Origin of the sequence: Cupriavidus sp. OTU4054, assembly GCF_038440175.1 — a bacterium.
Lineage (GTDB): Bacteria > Pseudomonadota > Gammaproteobacteria > Burkholderiales > Burkholderiaceae > Cupriavidus > Cupriavidus pauculus_D.
Map to the genome: position 1 here is coordinate 103,578 of NZ_JASATF010000010.1, position 17,698 is coordinate 121,275.

14 protein-coding genes are annotated in these 17,698 nt (G+C 65.7%); 9 read left to right on the forward strand and 5 right to left on the reverse strand.

Annotation, left to right across the window (positions count from 1 at the left end; translation table 11 throughout):
• Positions 1-4 precede the first annotated feature (4 nt).
• The 4 genes from AAHB16_RS14100 (at position 5) to AAHB16_RS14115 (ending at position 5,104) form a co-directional block, all read left to right on the forward strand.
• On the forward strand, positions 5-3,121 hold the full coding sequence (locus tag AAHB16_RS14100) for an efflux RND transporter permease subunit (protein WP_342051170.1): 3,117 nt from the start codon (positions 5-7) through the stop codon (positions 3,119-3,121).
• A gap of 71 nt (positions 3,122-3,192) precedes the next feature.
• Positions 3,193-3,549, forward strand: coding sequence for a DUF2880 domain-containing protein (locus AAHB16_RS14105; RefSeq protein ID WP_150374733.1), 357 nt, complete (start codon positions 3,193-3,195; stop codon positions 3,547-3,549).
• A 100-nt stretch (positions 3,550-3,649) separates the two neighbouring features.
• Complete coding sequence (locus tag AAHB16_RS14110) at positions 3,650-4,144, forward strand: DUF1579 domain-containing protein (RefSeq protein WP_342051171.1); 495 nt, start codon at positions 3,650-3,652, stop codon at positions 4,142-4,144.
• 63 nt (positions 4,145-4,207) lie between these two features.
• Positions 4,208-5,104 carry a hypothetical protein gene (locus AAHB16_RS14115; protein ID WP_342051172.1) on the forward strand — a complete coding sequence of 299 codons (897 nt, stop codon included), beginning with the start codon at positions 4,208-4,210 and terminating at the stop codon, positions 5,102-5,104.
• Positions 5,105-5,125: 21 nt separating this feature from the next.
• On the opposite strand, the gene AAHB16_RS14120 is transcribed toward AAHB16_RS14115, so the two are convergent.
• The gene (locus AAHB16_RS14120; protein ID WP_223851738.1) at positions 5,126-5,404 is read right to left on the reverse strand and encodes a hypothetical protein; all 279 of its coding nucleotides are present in this window, start codon (positions 5,402-5,404) and stop codon (positions 5,126-5,128) included.
• A gap of 265 nt (positions 5,405-5,669) precedes the next feature.
• Between AAHB16_RS14120 and imuA the strand changes: the two genes are divergently transcribed.
• From imuA to AAHB16_RS14135, 3 genes are read left to right on the forward strand one after another with little or no spacing between them, the layout of a single operon-like run.
• Positions 5,670-6,575 carry a translesion DNA synthesis-associated protein ImuA gene (gene imuA / locus AAHB16_RS14125; protein ID WP_150374730.1) on the forward strand — a complete coding sequence of 302 codons (906 nt, stop codon included), beginning with the start codon at positions 5,670-5,672 and terminating at the stop codon, positions 6,573-6,575.
• Positions 6,502-8,136: a Y-family DNA polymerase gene (locus AAHB16_RS14130; RefSeq protein ID WP_342051173.1), complete on the forward strand. Its 1,635-nt coding sequence runs from the start codon at positions 6,502-6,504 to the stop codon at positions 8,134-8,136. Before imuA ends, AAHB16_RS14130 begins: the two co-directional genes overlap by 74 nt.
• Entirely contained in the window at positions 8,136-11,453 is a 3,318-nt protein-coding gene (locus AAHB16_RS14135) for an error-prone DNA polymerase (RefSeq protein WP_342051174.1), read from the forward strand. The genes AAHB16_RS14130 and AAHB16_RS14135 overlap by 1 nt, the downstream gene beginning before the upstream one ends.
• A 59-nt stretch (positions 11,454-11,512) precedes the next feature.
• On the opposite strand, the gene AAHB16_RS14140 is transcribed toward AAHB16_RS14135, so the two are convergent.
• Positions 11,513-11,650: a hypothetical protein gene (locus AAHB16_RS14140; RefSeq protein WP_191002371.1), complete on the reverse strand. Its 138-nt coding sequence runs from the start codon at positions 11,648-11,650 to the stop codon at positions 11,513-11,515.
• Positions 11,651-12,101: 451 nt separating this feature from the next.
• Here AAHB16_RS14140 and rnk point away from each other — a divergent pair, with 451 nt between their 5' ends.
• Positions 12,102-12,521, forward strand: a complete 420-nt coding sequence (gene rnk, locus AAHB16_RS14145) for a nucleoside diphosphate kinase regulator (RefSeq protein ID WP_150374727.1) — start codon at positions 12,102-12,104, stop codon at positions 12,519-12,521.
• 16 nt (positions 12,522-12,537) lie between these two features.
• Here rnk and AAHB16_RS14150 read toward each other — a convergent pair whose 3' ends face one another.
• From AAHB16_RS14150 to AAHB16_RS14160, 3 genes are all read right to left on the reverse strand, one after another.
• The gene (locus AAHB16_RS14150; protein ID WP_342051175.1) at positions 12,538-13,518 is read right to left on the reverse strand and encodes a Bug family tripartite tricarboxylate transporter substrate binding protein; all 981 of its coding nucleotides are present in this window, start codon (positions 13,516-13,518) and stop codon (positions 12,538-12,540) included.
• Between the two features lie 153 nt (positions 13,519-13,671).
• Positions 13,672-15,198, reverse strand: coding sequence for an amidase (locus AAHB16_RS14155; protein WP_342051176.1), 1,527 nt, complete (start codon positions 15,196-15,198; stop codon positions 13,672-13,674).
• Between the two features lie 59 nt (positions 15,199-15,257).
• Positions 15,258-16,217, reverse strand: coding sequence for a Bug family tripartite tricarboxylate transporter substrate binding protein (locus AAHB16_RS14160; protein WP_150374724.1), 960 nt, complete (start codon positions 16,215-16,217; stop codon positions 15,258-15,260).
• A gap of 369 nt (positions 16,218-16,586) precedes the next feature.
• On the opposite strand from AAHB16_RS14160, the gene AAHB16_RS14165 reads away from it, so the two are divergent.
• Positions 16,587-17,684 carry a porin gene (locus AAHB16_RS14165; RefSeq protein WP_223851737.1) on the forward strand — a complete coding sequence of 366 codons (1,098 nt, stop codon included), beginning with the start codon at positions 16,587-16,589 and terminating at the stop codon, positions 17,682-17,684.
• Positions 17,685-17,698 lie beyond the last annotated feature (14 nt).

Sequence of the window (17,698 nt, forward strand, 5' to 3'; positions counted from 1 at the left end):
CGCCATGATGACATCCCTGGTAGAAGCCGCTATCAAGCAGCGGCTGGTGGTGTGCGTGATCGCGATCGTGCTGTTCTTCTTCGGGTTGCGCGCGGCCGGCAAGCTGTCGGTCGATGCGTTCCCGGACGTGACGAACGTGCAGGTGCAGATCGCCACCGAAGCCACCGGGCGCTCGCCCGAGGAGGTGGAGCGCTTTGTCACGGTGCCGATCGAAATGGCGATGACGGGCCTGCCCGGCCTGGAAGAGATGCGTTCGCTGAACAAGGCGGGCCTGTCGCTGATCACGCTCGTGTTCACCGAGAAGACCGACGTCTATTTTGCGCGGCAGCTCGTCATGGAGCGGCTGATCGAAGTGGGCGGGCGCATGCCGTCGGGCGTGACGCCGGTGCTCGGCCCGGTCTCGACCGGCCTTGGCGAGGTGTATCAGTACACGCTGGACCGCGCGGACGACGGCGACAAGGAACTGTCGCAGGAAGAGCTCTCCGAGCGCCGGATCGTGCAGGACTGGGTGGTGCGCCCGCTGCTGCGTTCGATCCCCGGTATCGCGGAAATCAACTCGCAGGGCGGCTATGTGCGCCAGTATCAGGCGCTGGTCAATCCTGACCGCATGCGCCATTACCAGATCACGCTGCAGCAGGTGTATCAGGCACTGGCCAACAACAACGCGAACTCGGGCGGCGGCGTGCTGCCGCACTATGCCGAGCAATACCTGATTCGCGGCGTGGGCCTTGCGCGCGGGGTGGAGGACATCCAGAGCATCGTGATGAAGGAGGTCAACGGCACGCCGGTGTACCTGCGCGATGTGGCGGAGGTCACCATCGGGCACGAGGTCCGGCAGGGCGCGCTGATCAAGAACGGCCAGACGGAATCCGTCGGCGGCATCGTGATGATGATGCGCGGCGGCAACGCCAAGGAAGTGGTCAGCCGCGTGAAGAAGCGCGTGGCGGAGATCAACAGCACCGGCATGCTGCCGGGCAAGCTGCAGATCGTGCCGTACTACGATCGAAGCGAGCTGGTGGACTCGGCGCTGTGGACCGTGACCAAGGTGCTGATGGAAGGCGTGGTGCTCGTGGTGATCATCCTGTTCCTGTTCCTCGGGGACGTGCGCTCGTCGCTGATCGTGCTGGCGACACTCGTGCTGACACCGCTGCTGACCTTCATGGTGATGAACCGGATGGGGTTGTCCGCGAACCTGATGTCATTAGGGGGGCTGGCGATCGCCATCGGCCTCATGGTGGACGGGTCCGTGGTGGTCGTGGAGAACTCGTTCGAGCGATTGGGGCACGCCAGGGATAGCGGCCTGACCAAGACGGAGATCCTCGTCGGCGCGGTCAAGGAAGTGGCCACGCCCGTGATCGTCGGCGTGGGCATCATCATCCTGGTGTTCCTGCCGCTGATGACGCTGAGCGGGATGGAAGGCAAGATGTTCGCGCCACTCGCGATCACGATCTCCATTGCGCTGGCCATCTCGCTGTTCCTGTCGCTGACGCTGTCGCCGGTGCTGTCCTCGTACCTGCTCAAGGGCGGCGTGGACCACGAGACCAGGCTCATCGCGGTGATGAAGCGCGGCTACCTGCGCATGCTGCACTGGTCGCTGACCAACAGCAAGAAGACGGTGATCGGCGCCGTGGTGGGCTTCTTTGCCGCGGTCGCGATCGTGCCGATGCTCGGTACGTCGTTCATTCCGGAGATGAAGGAAGGCTCCATCGTGCCGGCGCTGGACCGCGTGCCGAACATCTCGCTCGAAGAGTCGATCAAGCTCGAGAAGGAAGCCAACAAGCTCGTGCTGTCGGTGCCGGGCGTGAAGGGCATCGTCTCCGGCGTGGGCCGCGGCGAAAGCCCGGCCGACCCGCAGGGCCAGAACGAATCGACGCCGATCGCGAGCCTCAAGGACCGCGACGAGTGGCCCGACGGCTGGACGCAGGACGATATCCAGAACGCCATCCGCGAAAAGCTCAAGGCGATTCCCGGCGTGCAGATCGTGATGGCCCAGCCGATTTCGGACCGCGTGGACGAAATGGTCAGCGGGGTGCGTTCGGACGTGGCGGTCAAGATCTTCGGTGACGACCTCGACAAGCTGCGCGAACTCGCGGGCGAGGTGTCGCGCGTGGCCGGCGGCATCAAGGGCTCGCAGGACGTGCGTATCGAGCGGATCTCGGGCCAGCAGTACCTGCAGATCGAGATCGATCGTCAGGCGATTGCGCGCTACGGGCTCAATGTCTCGGACATCCAGGACATCATCGAGATCGCCATCGGCGGCAAGCGGGCCACGGACATCTTCGAAGGCGAACGCCGCTTCGCGGCGGCCGTGCGCCTGCCCGAGGAGTTCCGCGACAACGTGCAGGCGATTCGCAATCTGCTGGTATCGTCGCCTTCGGGCGTGCAGGTGCCGCTGCAGAGTGTGGCGAAGATCGAGGTGACCGACGGTCCGGCGCAGATCAGCCGCGAAATGGCCAAGCGCCGCGTCGTGGTGATGATCAACGTGAAGGATCGCGACCTGGGCGGCTTCGTGGCCGAACTGCAGGGCGCGACGGCCAGCAAGGTCAAGCTGCCCGAAGGCTATTACTTCGAGTGGGGCGGCCAGTTCCAGAACATGGAGCGCGCGATGGGCCACCTGCAGATCATCGTGCCGCTGACGATCGCCGCGATCTTCTTCCTGCTGTTCCTGCTGTTCAACTCGCTGCGGTATGCCACGCTGATCATTCTTGTGCTGCCGTTCGCGTCCATCGGCGGGATCATCGGGCTGTTCGTCACGGGCGAGTATCTGTCGGTGCCGGCATCGGTGGGCTTTATCGCGCTGTGGGGGATCGCGGTGTTGAATGGCGTGGTGCTGGTGTCGTATATCCGCACGCTGCGCGAGTCGGGCATGTCGCTGCGCAACAGCGTGGTGCGCGGTGCAACGCAGCGGTTCCGTCCGGTGATGATGACCGCGACGATCGCGCTGCTGGGCCTCGTGCCGTTCCTGTTCTCGACGGGGCCGGGTTCCGAGGTGCAGCGCCCGCTCGCGGTGGTGGTGATCGGCGGCCTCATCACGTCGACGCTGCTCACGCTGGTGATGGTGCCGGTGCTCTACCGCTGGTTCGACGACCAGAAGCCGGAGCCGAAGGACCTCTCGGTCTGATCCCGACCGTCTCGCTATAATCTTCGGGGCCGGCGTTTCATGCGCCGGCCTTTTTCTATTGGAGTCCTGACATGACATTGGTGGCCCGCGTGCTGGCGCTCACCGCATTGCTGTTGCCCGCGGCAGCCCATGCCGTCGTCGAGTCGTCGCTCGACGGCATCAACTACGAACTGGGCCAGCGCGGCAAGCCCGAGGCCCCCGGCGCGCCCATCGCGTGCATGGATGCGGTCAAGGCAAAGCTGCCGAATCCGGAGGCGTTCCGCTGGACGCGCAGCACCACGCGTCGCGTGGCCGAAGATGCGTACAGCGTCGTCGGCAATATCGAATTCATGACGGCGTCCGGAGAGACGCGCAAGGGCGACGCGCAGTGCGACGTCATGCGCGCGCCGGGCAATACGTTTATCGTGCCCAAGATCCGGTTGCCCTAGCACCGGCCATGCAACATGACAATGTTGTCATGTTGCTGGACACATCGCCGATGGTCTCCTAGAGTTTGTGTACGCTGTACACAAATAAAGGAGATCACGCATGCAGACGCAAACGACTCAGGAACATACCTGGCTGAAGAAGCTCATCGGCAACTGGATGGCCGAGGGCGAAGCGAAGCCGGGCCCCGATGCGCCGCCCCAGAAGTGGAAGATGCCGGAGCAGGTGACCGCCATCGGCGATATCTGGGTGCAGGGCCGCAGCGAGGGCGACATGCCGGGCTGCGGACATGGCGTCATGGTGATGACGCTTGGCTACGATCCCGCCCGCAAGCATTTCGTGGGCACGTTCATCGGCTCGATGATGAGCCATCTGTGGGTCTACGAAGGCGATCTCTCGTCCGATGGCCGCACGCTGACGCTGCGCGCCGACGGCCCCGCGTTCTCGCCGGAGGGCAAGGTCGTGGAGGGCAAGATGGCGAAGTATCGCGACGTCATTGCGTTCCAGGACGACAACCAGCGCACGCTCACGTCGTTCATGCAGGGCGGCGACGGCGAATGGATCCAGATCATGCACGCGACATATAAACGGCAATAACGCGCAATCAATCGGCCGTTCCTTCTTCTATCATCGCGTCATGCCAACTTTCCCGCCGACGGTATGCGCGTTCCGATTGCCCTGACCGCTGTCCTCATGGCCGCCTGCGCGGCGCCGTCCGTCGATCGCCAGCCCGCGCAGGAAGCGCTCGCCGGCAGCGCCAACGGCATCTGGTGGAGCGACCCCACGCAGGTAGCCATCATTACCGACGACACGGGCAACCGGCTGCAGTCGCGCGCCAACGATGGACGCGTGCTGCCGCTGGCCACATTGCCGCCGGTGACCACGCCGCGCGGCCCGGGTCTCGGCCAGGTCGTGCGCGATGCCGATGGCCGTTATCTTGTTCCGAGGTTCGGGTTTGGCGGCGCGGGCGGCGTGGCATACGTCGATCCGCGCGGCAGCATCGATGTGGTGAAGGGACTGGCGCCCGAGCGCCGGCGTATCGGGTTATGGCCCGTCAAGACGAATACCTATGTGGTGAGCTGGTTTATCCAGCAGGAAGGCCGGGGCGATGCCAGCCGGCAGGGCGGCGTGAGCCTGCTGACGATCGATCCGAAGACCACGCCGCTGACCGGTGTGGAACGGGATCTGGTGACGGGACTGGACAAGCCCGTGGGCGTGGCGGTGCGCGGCAACGTGCTGTACGTCGGCGACCAGTCCACGCGAAAGATCTATACGGGCGATCTGGCGCAACTGACGTCGACACCGGGCCGTGCCGATGCCCTGAAGCTGTTGGCGACGGCCGATAACGACCAGTTCACGCTGGGTGCCAATGGCGACCTGTTCACGGGGGGCCACGATGGCGCGATTCGCCGCATCTCGGCGGCGGGCGCGGTCAGCGTGTTCGCGCAGGGATTCCAGTCGATTCGTGGCGTGGCGTTCGACGCCGGCCATCGGCGCCTGTTCGCGGTCGAGTATGCGCGGGGCACCTCGACGCTGCATGTGCTGCCGGTGGATTGAAGCGGTGAATCGACGGGCGGGTCAGGCCTCGAACGGCGAGTTCCAGGCTTCGAGCAGCGCCTGGAAGCGGTCGGCCGGCGCGGGCGGGATACGCGTGCTGCGGCGGGCAGGCGGCAACGGGCGGCCGGTGAGGTTGTAATAGACCATGTTGTCGTGCGCCTCGGGTTCGTGCGGCACATGGTCGACCACGCACATCTGGCGCGCGGCCTTGAGCGCGCGTGTGGTTTCCTCCGCGGTCAGTCCGCTTGCATCGGCAAGCTGATCGCGTCGAAGCGGTCCCTCGCGCTGGAGGCCGCTCACCAGAAGATGTACGCATTCGCGCGTATTCCGTTTCATAGCAAGGATTGTTCCGTACCAGTGACGCGAAGCCAATCCTGTCTGACATTTGTTCACATTCCGTTGCTGGCAGTCCCAAGGCGGGCATGGCACGCGCGCGTGGTTTTTGCCGTGTGAAGGTCTCCGCACTGGTGCATCGAAAGCTTGCGTGGCTCCCGATACTGTATAAATATACAGTTATTGAGAGAAACCACGACGTCGCCTTATAAAAAGAGGTGACTACAGCACAATGCCTGCGCAACCGTACGCAGCCCCGCCCATGGCGGTGGAGCTGCCGTCCCCGCTGTTTGATGCGCCCGAACCTGATGCGCCCAAATCTGATGCGCCCGAACCTGATGCGCCCGACCCGCCCCCGGAGGGCGGCCGCGTGGCCGTTGCCGATCTCGAGCAGCGCTATCCGGGTCTCTGGCGCGCTGGCCAGCTAGGCCATCTGGGCCGTCTGCCGGTATGGCCCACGGGCTATGACGCGCTCACGGCCGAGCTGCCCGGCGGCGGCTGGCCGGCCGCCGCCGTGACCGAACTGCTGCTCGCGCAGGATGGCGCGGGCGAGTTGCGCCTGCTGATGCCGGCGCTGCGCGCGATTGCCGCGACGGGGCGCCGCGTGGGGTTCGTGAATCCGCCGTACCTGCCCAACGCGATGGGACTTGCCGACAGCCTGCCGGCAAGCCAGCTGTTCTGGGTGCGGGCACCGGCCGGCGCCACGCAGGCCGCGCGCCGCGCGGACATGCTGTGGGCGGCCGAGCAGATGCTGCGCAGCCAGGCGTTCGGCGCGGTGATGGTATGGCTGTCGGGCGCGCGGCCGGAAGCGATGCGCCGGCTGCAGGTGCTGGCCCATGCGGGCGATACGGTGGTCTGGGTGCTGCGGCCGCGCAAGGCGCTGCACGAGTCGTCGCCCGCGGTGCTGCGGTTATCGCTGTCGCCGATGCCCGGCAATGTGCTGTCCATCGCGTTCCATAAACGGCGCGGGCCCGTGCGGGACACACCGCTGCTGTTGCCGCTCGCGGGCATGGCGCATGTTCCGGGCCGTCCCGCCGCCCCCGTCACTGAGAAGAGTCTTGTCCATGCTGCCGACACACTGGATCGCGGTGCATCTGCCGCGCCTGTCGCTGGACGCGCTGCGGCCGAACTGGCCTGAGGCGATAACCATCGCAGCAGATGGCACAACCTCCGTCGCGTTCCATGCGCTGCCGGTGGCGGTCTTCGAACACGAACGCGTGGTGCTGGCCAACGGGCCGGCCATGTCGCTCGGCGTCGGCCATGGCATGCGGCGCGGCGGCGTGCAGGCGCTCTCCGCGGAGGTGGTGCAGCTCGAGCGCGACGTGCAGGCCGAAGCCTCGCTGATGACCGCGGTTGCGCTGACGCTGCTGCATTTCACGCCCGCGGTGACCATCGACGAGACCCCCGACGCGGCCACCGTGATGCTCGACGTGACCGCAAGCCTGCGGCTGTTCGGCGGCCATCGCGCGCTGAGCCGCGCGGTGCGCGCGCGCGTGCGGCAACTGGGCACCCTCGCGCAGATCGGCACGGGCACCACCGCGCAGGGCGCCGCTTGGCTCGCGCGGCAGCCGCTGCGCCGCACCGCGCGCGGCAAGATCCTCCGCCCCGCGCGGCGCGCGGTGCAGGCCGCCCGCATGCATCGCCTGCTCGATCGCCTGTCCGTCGAGTGCCTGCACAACCTCGTCGATCCCGAATGGCTCGACGGCATCGGCTGCCGCACGCTCGCGCAGGTGCGCCGGCTGCCGCGCACGGGATTGTCGCGGCGGCTCGGCCCGGCGCTGCTCGCGCGGCTCGATCAGGCATACGGCGATGCGCGCGCGGGCTTTGCATGGTTCGAAGCGCCGCCGACGTTCTCGCAGCGCATGGAACTGCCCGGGCGCATCGACTCGGCCGAAGGCGTGCTGGCCGGCGCGCAGCGCCTGCTGCTGGCGCTGTCGGGCTGGCTCGCGGCACAGCAGGCGGGCGTCACGCGCTGCGTGCTCGTGCTCGAGCACGAACGCTACCGGCTGGGCGTGGAGGTCGATTGCACGCCGGTGCCGCTCGCCCTCGCGCAACCGAGCCGCGACCCCGTGCATCTGTCCCGGCTGCTGCGCGAGAAGCTCGACAAGGTGCGCTTCCACGCGCCCGTCGGCGGGCTCGCGCTCAATGTGGAAACGATGTCCACGTGCCTGCCGCGCAGCGAGGCGCTGTTTCCCGACCCGGCGGGCGAGCCCGCGGAACTCGCGCGCCTGCTCGATACGCTGACGGCGCGCCTCGGCCGCGACAATGTGCTGCAGCCCAGGCCGCTGGCCGACCATCGGCCCGAGCGCGCCAATCGATGGTGTCCCATCGACGAGGTGCCCACACGCGGGACCGGCCGAGCCAGTGGGGGTGGGGGGACCAGCGGGACCAGCGGGACCAGCGGGACCAGCGGAAGTGGCGACCGCCCGGAGCGCCCGCTATGGCTGCTCGAAGCCCCGCAGCCGCTGCGCGTGGAACGCCATCGTCCGCTGTACGAGGGCCCGCTGGTCATGCTCACGCGCGCGGAGCGCATCGAGGCTGGCTGGTGGGACGGCGGCCTGGCCACGCGCGACTACTTTATCGCCGAGCGCGCCGACGGCGTGCGCTGCTGGGTGTATCGCGAGCGCCCGGGACATCCCGCGCGCGACGGGGACGAGGGCGGCGAGTACCGCTGGTTCCTGCATGGATTGTTTGCCTGATGTCGATGTTTCCGTTACTGCCGTCGCTGCCCGACTACGTCGAGCTGCACTGCATCTCCAACTTCACGTTCCTGACCGGCGCGTCGCACCCGGCCGAGCTGATCGAGCGCGCGTTCCAGCTCGGCTACAGCGGACTCGCGCTGACCGACGAGTGCTCGGTGGCCGGCACCGCGCGCGCGCACCATGCGCTCAAGACCCTGCGCGAGGAAGCGCGCGAAGCCGCCCGCGCGGCGGAGCAGGCGTTGAAGGCGGGCCCCAGCGACGACGCGGCATGGGAAGAGAATAACTGGCTGCTGGCCCGCGCCGCCGCGGCCGATGCCTTCAACCTCATCATCGGCAGCCGCTTCACGCTCATGGCAGACGTCGCGGCGAACCCCATGCCGCCACCCAGACTGGCCATCCTGGCAAGGAACCGCGAAGGCTTCGGCAACCTCAGCGAGATGATCACGCTGGGCCGCCGCCGCGCGGAGAAGGGCAGCTACCTGCTGTACCCATCGGACTTCAGCGACCCCGCCCCCGAGCAGTCCCATCTGCGCGGCATGCCCGACTGCCTCGTGCTGCTGCTGCCCGACTATTGCCCCGACCCCGACGTGCTGCGCGCGCAGGTGGACTGGTGCCAGCGCACATTCGGCGCGCGCGTTTCCATCGCGCTGGAGCTGTTGCAGGGCCACGCGGAAGCGCTGCATCGCACGCGCCTGCAGCAGGTATCCGACGAGACCGGCGTGCCGCTCGCGGCGGCCGGCGCGGTAACGATGCACGTGCGTTCGCGCAAGCCGCTGGCCGATGTGCTGACCGCCATCCGCGTGGGCCAGCCGTTGCAGGCATGCGGCCATGTGCTGGCACCGAATGCGGAGGCGCATCTGCGCATGCGTCAGGTCCTGTCGCGCCTGTATCCGAAAGAGGCGCTGGAACGCACGCTGACCATCGCCGACCAGTGCGATTTCTCGCTCGGCACGCTGCGCTACGAATACCCCGAGGAACTGGTGCCCGATGGCCTCACGCCCATCCAGTACCTGCGGGACGAGGTGAGAATCGGCATGCGCGAACGCTTTCCGTATGGCATGGAGCCCGCATGGGAGCAGCAGCTCGAAGAAGAGCTGCAACTGATCGAGGAAAAGAAGTACGAGCCGTTTTTCCTGACCGTGCACGATATCGTGCGTTTCGCGCGTGGCAAAGGCATCCTGTGCCAGGGCCGCGGTTCGGCGGCCAACTCGCTGGTCTGCTTCTGCCTGCATATCACCGAGGTGAGTCCCGCGCAGGCCAATCTGCTGTTCGGCCGCTTTCTTTCGCGCGAGCGCGACGAGCCGCCCGATATCGACGTGGACTTCGAGCACCAGCGCCGGGAAGAGGTCATCCAGTACATCTACGGCAAGTACGGCCGCCATCGCGCGGCATTGGCCGCCTCGCTGATCTCGTACCGCTCGCGCAGCGCATTGCGCGATGTGGGCCGCGCGCTCGGCATCGACGCAACCGTGGTGGAGCAGGTGGTCAAGAGCCAGGCATGGTGGGACAGCGGACGCGCGTTCATGGAGCGGCTTGCGCGCTTCGGGCTCGATCCCGATGCGCCGGCGGTGCAGCAATGGGCGAGCCTGACCGAACAGCTGCGCGGGTTTCCGCGGCATCTGTCGCAGCACGTCGGCGGTTTCGTGATCGCGCGGCACAAGCTGTCGCGGCTCGTGCCCATCGAGAATGCGGCGATGGCGGATCGCAGCGTGATCCAGTGGGACAAGGACGACCTCGAATCGCTGGGGCTGCTCAAGGTGGATGTGCTCGCGCTCGGCATGCTGACCGCGATCCGCCGCGCGCTGGCGATGGTGCCGAACCCCGACCCCGAGCGCGCGGGGCAGCCGTGCCGCATGGAGGATCTGCCCGAGGAAGATCCGGCCGCGTACGACATGATGTGCAAGGCCGATACGGTCGGCGTGTTCCAGATCGAATCGCGCGCGCAGCAATCGATGCTGCCGCGCCTGCAGCCGCGCCAGTATTACGACCTCGTGGTCGAGGTCGCGATCGTGCGGCCGGGGCCGATTCAGGGCGGCATGGTGCATCCGTATCTGGAGCGGCGCGAGGCGCTGCGCGAGCGGCAGCAGGCGCCGACCTATTTCAACGACGTGATTCGCCGCGTGCTGGGCCGCACACTGGGCGTGCCGATCTTTCAGGAACAGGTGATGCAGCTGGCGATCGACGCGGCGGGTTTCACCGCGGGGCAGGCGGACCAGCTGCGGCGCTCGATGGCGGCATGGCGCCGGCATGGCAATCTGCGCAAGCATCAGGACGCGCTGATGAGCGCGCTCGTCTCGCGCGGGTATCCCGAATCGTTCGCCCAGGCGTTATGCCGGCAGATCGAGGGGTTTGGCGAGTACGGGTTTCCGGAAAGCCATTCGGCAAGCTTCGCCAAGCTCGTGTACGTGAGCGCGTGGATCAAGTGCCATCATCCCGATGCATTCCTCTGCGCGCTGCTCAATAGCCAGCCAATGGGCTTCTATTCGCCGTCTCAGCTCGTGCAGGATGCGCGCCGGCATGGCGTGATCACGCTTCCCGCGGACGTGACGTGCAGCGGTTGGGAAAGCACGCTCGAGGCGCGCCGCCCCGGGCGGCAATATCGCGATGTGCGGCTGGGGCTCGATCGCGTGAAGGGCATGCGCGAGGAGGCCGCGCATCGTATCGAGGCGGCGCGCGCCGAGCAGCCGTTCGCGAGCGTGGAAGACCTCGCGCGCCGCGCCGCGCTCGACGCGCACGATATCGACGTGCTGGCCGCCGCCGATGCGCTCTCGGGTCTGGCCGGCAATCGCCGTCAGGCCCGCTGGCAGGCGCGCGCGGCGGCGCTGCAGAGCGCGCATCGAGACCTGCTCCATGCCGCGCCGCCGGAAGAAGACGCGCTCGAACTGCCGGTGCCGCGGCTGGGCGAAGACGTGGCCGCCGATTACGCGAGCCTGGGCCTGTCGCTCAAGTGCCATCCGCTGACGCTGCTGCGCGAGCGGCTGGCCGCAATGAAGTATGTCTCGGCGGCGCAGCTGAACCGGACGCCGAACGGCCGGATGGTGCGCGCGTGCGGCATCGTGACGGTGCGGCAGCGGCCGTCGACGGCCAGCGGCACGATCTTCATGTCCATCGAGGACGAGACCGGCCCGGTCAACGTGATCGTGTGGCCGTCGCTCGTGGAGACCCAGCGCAAGGAGGTGCTCGGCGCCACGCTGGTCGGCGTCATCGGGACGTGGCAGCGGCAGGGCGAGGTGAAGCACCTCGTGGCGAAGGAACTGGTGGACCTGAGCCCATTGCTGGGCCGGCTGATGGTCGGCAGCCGCGACTTTCACTAAAAGAATGCCGGCGATGACCCGTGCCATCGCCGGCAATTTTTACGCAGCGCTCGTCAGCCTTACCAATACGTGGAGATATACGCCCCGACGATCAATACGATCGCAATCAGAAAAATCGGGTGCGTCCATGTGTACCGGCGCTTGCCCCGAATACGCTCCATCTTCTCGCGTTGATCCTGCACGTCGCTCTGCATCATGTTTCTCCTTGAGTAGCGTCTCTCGGAACGTGCACGATGCGTGCCATTGGGGCGATGTCCTACGGCAGCGTAGGACGCCACGCGTTATGCCTGTGTAAAGCGTGTGTTAGCATGGCACGAACTTGCGTTGGACATCGCTGCTGCCCGCGCGTGTGTCGCGACTTCTGTCTCGACTTCTGTTTCGCCTTCCGTTTCGACCTCGTTATCTCCATCGCCCCATGTGCGCTTGCCAACCGCTCCCGATGCCTGCCGCTCGCCCCGCGCGAACGCCGTCGGCCTGCGCGCGCGCCGAGGCTCTCCCTCTCCTGCGGACCAAGGCTCCGCTTGATCGGGCCCGGTACCAGGACTGACACCCGAGAGGGTTGGGCCGGACCGGGCAATCAAGCGACCCATCCAATTCCCGTTACGCGTTTTTTTTTGCGCCGATTTGCGTTTATTCGCAGGAGATGCCATGTCCACGACCCAACAGCACACACCGACCCTTTTCCTGACCGAGCTCGACGTCGTCCGTCTGGAGCGTCTTGCCGCCCGGAGCGCGGCGCCTCATCTGCTCGAGATGCTCGACGACGTGCTCGCGCGCGCCGCGATCGTCGCGCCGAGCGAGATTCCGCACGATATCGTCACCATGAACACGCGCTTCGTCTGCCTGCTGGAGGGGGACGCGACGCCGCGCGAGTGGACGCTCGTCTATCCGGATGCGGCCGACTACGAGGCCGGTCGCGTCTCGGTGCTGTCGCCGGCGGGCGGCGCGCTGCTTGGCGTGCATGCGGGCTCGACCGTGCAGTTTCCGCTGCCCGACGGCCGCGCGCAGCGGATCGTCGTGACGGAGATCCTGTATCAGCCCGAAGCGAACGGCGAATACACGGTCTGAGTACCGCCTGACGTCATCAATCGAGATGAATGCCGAGCTCGCGAATCAGGCGCGTCCAGCGCGCGGTTTCCGCACGCAATAAATCGCCGAACTGCTCGGGCGTATTGCCCACCGGTTCCACCCCGAAATCGACGAGCCGCCTGTTGATCTCGGGATCGCGAATCGCGGCCACCACCTGCCGGTTGAGCGTGGCGACGACATCGGGCGGCGTGGCGGCAGGCACCACCATGCCGTTCAACGCCGCGGCCTCGACGTTGCGGTAGCCGAGTTCGGCAAAGGTCGGCACATCGGGCAATTGCGGCAGCCGCGTGGCGTTGGCCACGGCCAGCGGGCGAACCTTGCCGCCCTTGATAAAGCCCGCGCCTGCGGCGTAGTCGACCATCATCGCGGGCACCTGTCCCGCGGCGACGTCGGCCAGCGCCGGCGCGGCGCCGCGATAGGGGGCGTGCGTAAGCGTGAGGCCGGCTTCGACCTTCAGCAGTTCCATCGCCAGATGATGAGGGCTGCCGGCGCCGGCGGATGCATAGTTGAGCCCGGCGGGTTTCGCCTTGGCTTCGGCGATGAACGCCTGCGCGGTCGTCGCGCGCGTGGCGGGCCCGACCACCAGGATCATCGGAAACCGGCCGATCAGCGTCACGGGCGCAAGGTCCTTCGTCGGGCTATACGACAGCGTCTTGTACAGCGCGGGATTGAACACCATCGTGCCGTTGTCGGCCGAGAGCACGGTATAACCATCGGGTGCCGCCCGCGCGGTCTCCGCGGCACCGATCGCGGTGTTGGCCCCGGGCTTGTTGTCCACGACCACGGGCTGCCCCAGCCGCGCGGACAAGCCTTGCCCCACGGCACGCGCCAGAAAATCGGAACCGCCGCCGGCGGGATAGGGCACGATCCACCGCACGGGCCGCGAGGCGTAGGTGTCTGCGTATGCCGACGGCAGCAGCGCAAGGGAGATCAGGCACAGCGTAAATCGATGGATGGCACCGCGATGGCTCGTCATAAAGGGCGTCTCCTGAAATAGGCGAGACCGATTCCGCAAATGCATGCACGAACGGATCGATCCTCTGTGCGGGATGCTAATGGATTCGCCGGTATTGCACATCCCCGGGATCAACCGTATGGTTAGTGCTCCCGCTCTATCTCGCGCCCGGGCTCACACGACGGATATGGTGGCGCTCCCGTCGGTGCTCTCCAGCAGAGGCGGGTGCGTGACGATGGACCGCAGCGGAGGGATACTCGCCGTCAAGTTCGCCAGATCGGGATGCGGGCGACGCAGCTGCGGGTCCCGGCTAAAGGCGGATTCGAGCGCGGATGCGATCTCCAGCAGCCGCAAGTCGCGCCGGAACGGCGCCACGACCTGAAGCCCGAACGGAAGATTTCGCTGATCCCGCCCACACGGCAGCGAGAGGGACGGATTCGTGGCGAGCGTCACGACGTAGGTCAGATCGAGCCATCGATAGTAGTTCGGCAGTGTCTTGCCATTGATCGATTCGGCGTACAGATGGGTCCACGCAAAAGGCGATACCGGCGTCGTCGGGGTGAGGATGACGTCGTAGCGCGAATACAGCTTCTGGAACGCGCGAAAGATGCGCGTTTGCTTGGAATGCGCCCACGCCGCGTCGGCCATCGTGAACGCCGCGCCAAGCTCGTAGTTGGCCCGCGCATTCGGGCCGATCGAATCGGGATCTCTTTCGTAGGCATCGTGCATTGCCGCGACGAAAGCCTGGGAGCGCACGATGTCGAAGCAGCGGTGGACGTCGCCGAGCGGATGCGTGGCGAAGTCGATCGGCTCGCATGACGCGAAAAGCCCCGAGATCCTGGAGATCTTGTCCCGGAATGTCGCCCGGACCGCGGTGTCGACTTCGCATACGCCGAAGTCCTCGGTAAAGCCGACGCGAAGCGTGCTCAGGTCCACAGGCTGCAGGTCGAGGAACGCCTGCGCGTCCGCGTCATAGCTCAACGGCTCCGCGTCGGACAAGCCGACCGTTGCCGCAAGTTGAAGCGCGGTCTCGGCAACGGTCCGGCCCATGGGTCCCACGACCGAGAGGGGCGACCAGCCGAGCTGGCGCCGGTCGCTGGGGACGAGTCCGGGAGACGGCCGCATCCCCACGACCCCGCACTTGGCCGCGGGGATTCGAAGCGACCCGCCCGTGTCCGATCCCGTGCAGATCGGCAGCATGTCGCAGGCCAGCGCCGCCGCGGAGCCGCCAGACGATCCGCCGGCATTCAGGTTTGGATCGAATGGATTCCCGGTGGCGCCCCACACTGGATTGCGTGTGTTGGCTCCCGCGCCGAACTCGGGGACATTCGTCTTTCCGACAAGCACCGCGCCGGCAGCGCGCAATCGCCCCACCAGGACATTGTCCCGTGCCGGAATATTGCCGCGGTACAAGGAAGACCCGTAGGTAGTCAGAAGTCCCGCCGTTTCTTCGAGGTCCTTCACGCCCATCGGCAGCCCATGGAGAATTCCCACGGACTTGCCTTCGAGGATCGCGCGCTCGGCGGCACGCGCTTCGTCCAACGCCCGATCGAAGCAGGTTGCCGTGACCGCGTTGATAAAGGGATTGAAAGTCTCGATCTGGCGAATGCAGGACTGCAAGACCTCGACCGGCGAGACGTCCCTCGCGACGATCATTGCTCTTAAATCGGGTGCTGTGAGTTGTGCAAGCTCGGCAGTCATAACGTATCTCTCGTGCGGTCCGTGCCGCGTCCTGATGAGTAGAAGGGTTCCTCGAAGCGTTACTGCCTGAGCTTCATTTTCTCGACCACAGGGGCGTTCTGCGCCATCTCGGCGCTCGCGCGGCGTTGGAACGCGGCGCCGTCCTGCCAGGTCACGGAAAACCCCATCGCGCCGAGCTTTTTCTCCACCTCGGCGTCATGAACCATGGCCTTGAGCTCGGACCCGAGACGCGCCGCGACATCGGCGGGCAATCCCTTCGGTGCGACGATGCCGACCCAGTTGTCGAACACGAAGTCGGGCAGGCCCTGTTCGATGAACGTGGGCACTTGAGGAAGGAGTGGCGAGCGGCTTCGGGACGCCACTGCGATGGGAACCAAGGCGCCCGACTGAATGAACGGCGCGGCTGCCACCACGCTATCGATGGCCAGGGTGGTCTGTTTCCCCATGAGTGACGTCAAGGAGGGTGCGCTGCCCTGGAATGGAACGTGCAAGAGCGACGTGCCGGTCCTCGCCGCGAAGCTCTCGGCGATGACATGCGGCATCGATCCGTTGCCAAAAGAGCCGTAGGGCACATTGCCAGGCGCCTTGCGCGCCGCCGCAATGACGTCGCCCACGTTCTTCAGCGGGGAGCCGGCATAAGTCACCATGACCATCGGCATCGCGGCCACGATCCCGAGATAGTCGAAGCTCTCCGCGCTATATCGTGGATTCGGATAGATCAACGGGTTGATCGTAAAAGTCGGCGCGCCCGTGACGAGCAGGGTGTAGCCGTCTGCTTTTGCTTTCCCCACATACGCCGCGCCGATGGTCGTATTTGCGCCAGGCCGGTTATCGACGATGAACGACTGATGCATGCGCTCGCCCAGCTTGGCTGCGATCAGTCGGGCAATCGTGTCGCCCGTCCCACCTGCGGGGACGGGGGCTACGACGGTGACAGGTCGTGTGGGATAGGTCTCGGCAAAGGAGGGGTTGAAGACCGTAATGCCGGCAACGGCGATGGCCGCGAGAAGGTAACGCATGAAACACTCCAATCACTCTCATCAAAGGGCGCGACCGCGCTGTCCGGGCGGCCGGTTCGGTTGATATTGGACTGTTGTTTGGCGTTTTTCAAGTGCTTGTCCATTGAACAATGAACTTTTACTCACCAGGCACTGACGCTGTGCACTCCGGGTCGTCAATGCACTGAAGCAAGGCGCCACGCCTCATGTTGATGCCGCAAAAAATGCCGTGCATGGACCCGGCTTCCCTATTGGTAATTTCTTTGTGTTGTACGGTGAACAAGGAAATACAAACCATCAAATTACTTTTCACAGAACATCGTGCAGGGCTGGCATAGCCATTGCATTGCATCTCTGGGAAGGTCTGATTTGCTTACAGGGGAGAGAAACTTGAAGACAAGCAGCATGGTTTGGACGGCCGGGGCGGCCTGTTTTATTCTGGCAGGCGGAGCGCAGGCTCAAGCAAGGTCGGGCGTAACGCTTTATGGCTCGATTGACGCAGGGGTGACCTACCTCAGCAATGTGGGCGGGCACAGCCTGGTCAAGATGGACGACAGTGTGAGCCAGGGCAATCGCTTCGGCTTCCGTGGGACCGAGAAGCTTACGAGCGATGTATCTGCGCTTTTCAACCTCGAGGGCGGCTTTATGTCCGACACGGGCGCAAGCCGTCAAGGCGGTTTGCTGTTCGGCCGTCAGGCCTATGTTGGTTTGTCTTCCGAGCGGTTCGGCACCGTCACGATGGGGCGTCGCTTCGATCAGATGGTGAGTCTGATTCGCTATCACCCGGGCTACTACACCGGCATCTACTCGTTTTCGCCTGGCGACCTGGACCGGATCTCGGGGGCCTGGCTGAACAACACCGTGGTGTATAGCAGCCCAAGCATCGGCGGTCTTACCGTAAACGCGCAGTACAGCTTTGCCGAGGATGGCACGAGCAATACCAATGGCGGTCGGGCCTACAGTCTTAGCGCGGCTTACGCGTCGGGCCCGTTCAATGCGGTATTGGCCACCACGAACATCAAGCAGTACGCCGGAAAGTCCGCCGCTGCCTTGGGCTTGCCGAGCCTTTTCGGCACCGCGGCCAATGCCTCGCAGGCGACAACGATTCTCGACGACTACCGCGCCATGGGTGCCGGTGCCGCTTACACATTCGATAAGCTGACGATCAGCGGGCTCTACACGAACACTCGCCTCGAACCCAGAGTCGGGTCTTCCGAGACGCTGCACAACGCATCGCTCACTGCCGCGTACTACGTGACACCGAGCCTCGTCCTGACTTCCGGCTACACGTATTCGAAGCTGGATAGCTATCGCTGGAATACGTTCGACGGCGCCGTGGACTATCTCTTCTCCAAACGCACCGACGTCTATTTCATGGCCAATTTCCAGGACGCAAAGTCGGGAATTCGCGCGCTTCTTGCCACGAATGCGTCATCGAGCAACGATCGACAACTGGCGTTGCGCATCGGGATTCGGCACAAGTTCTGATTGCGCGCGACCGG

Coding starts and splice junctions, on each gene's coding strand:
- AAHB16_RS14100 (WP_342051170.1), top strand. CDS start 5: ATGATGACATCCCTGGTAGAAGCCGCTATCAAGCAGCGGCTGGTGGTG.
- AAHB16_RS14105 (WP_150374733.1), top strand. CDS start 3,193: ATGACATTGGTGGCCCGCGTGCTGGCGCTCACCGCATTGCTGTTGCCC.
- AAHB16_RS14110 (WP_342051171.1), top strand. CDS start 3,650: ATGCAGACGCAAACGACTCAGGAACATACCTGGCTGAAGAAGCTCATC.
- AAHB16_RS14115 (WP_342051172.1), top strand. CDS start 4,208: ATGCGCGTTCCGATTGCCCTGACCGCTGTCCTCATGGCCGCCTGCGCG.
- imuA (WP_150374730.1), top strand. CDS start 5,670: ATGCCTGCGCAACCGTACGCAGCCCCGCCCATGGCGGTGGAGCTGCCG.
- AAHB16_RS14130 (WP_342051173.1), top strand. CDS start 6,502: ATGCTGCCGACACACTGGATCGCGGTGCATCTGCCGCGCCTGTCGCTG.
- AAHB16_RS14135 (WP_342051174.1), top strand. CDS start 8,136: ATGTCGATGTTTCCGTTACTGCCGTCGCTGCCCGACTACGTCGAGCTG.
- AAHB16_RS14140 (WP_191002371.1), bottom strand. CDS start 11,650: ATGATGCAGAGCGACGTGCAGGATCAACGCGAGAAGATGGAGCGTATT.
- rnk (WP_150374727.1), top strand. CDS start 12,102: ATGTCCACGACCCAACAGCACACACCGACCCTTTTCCTGACCGAGCTC.
- AAHB16_RS14150 (WP_342051175.1), bottom strand. CDS start 13,518: ATGACGAGCCATCGCGGTGCCATCCATCGATTTACGCTGTGCCTGATC.
- AAHB16_RS14155 (WP_342051176.1), bottom strand. CDS start 15,198: ATGACTGCCGAGCTTGCACAACTCACAGCACCCGATTTAAGAGCAATG.
- AAHB16_RS14160 (WP_150374724.1), bottom strand. CDS start 16,217: ATGCGTTACCTTCTCGCGGCCATCGCCGTTGCCGGCATTACGGTCTTC.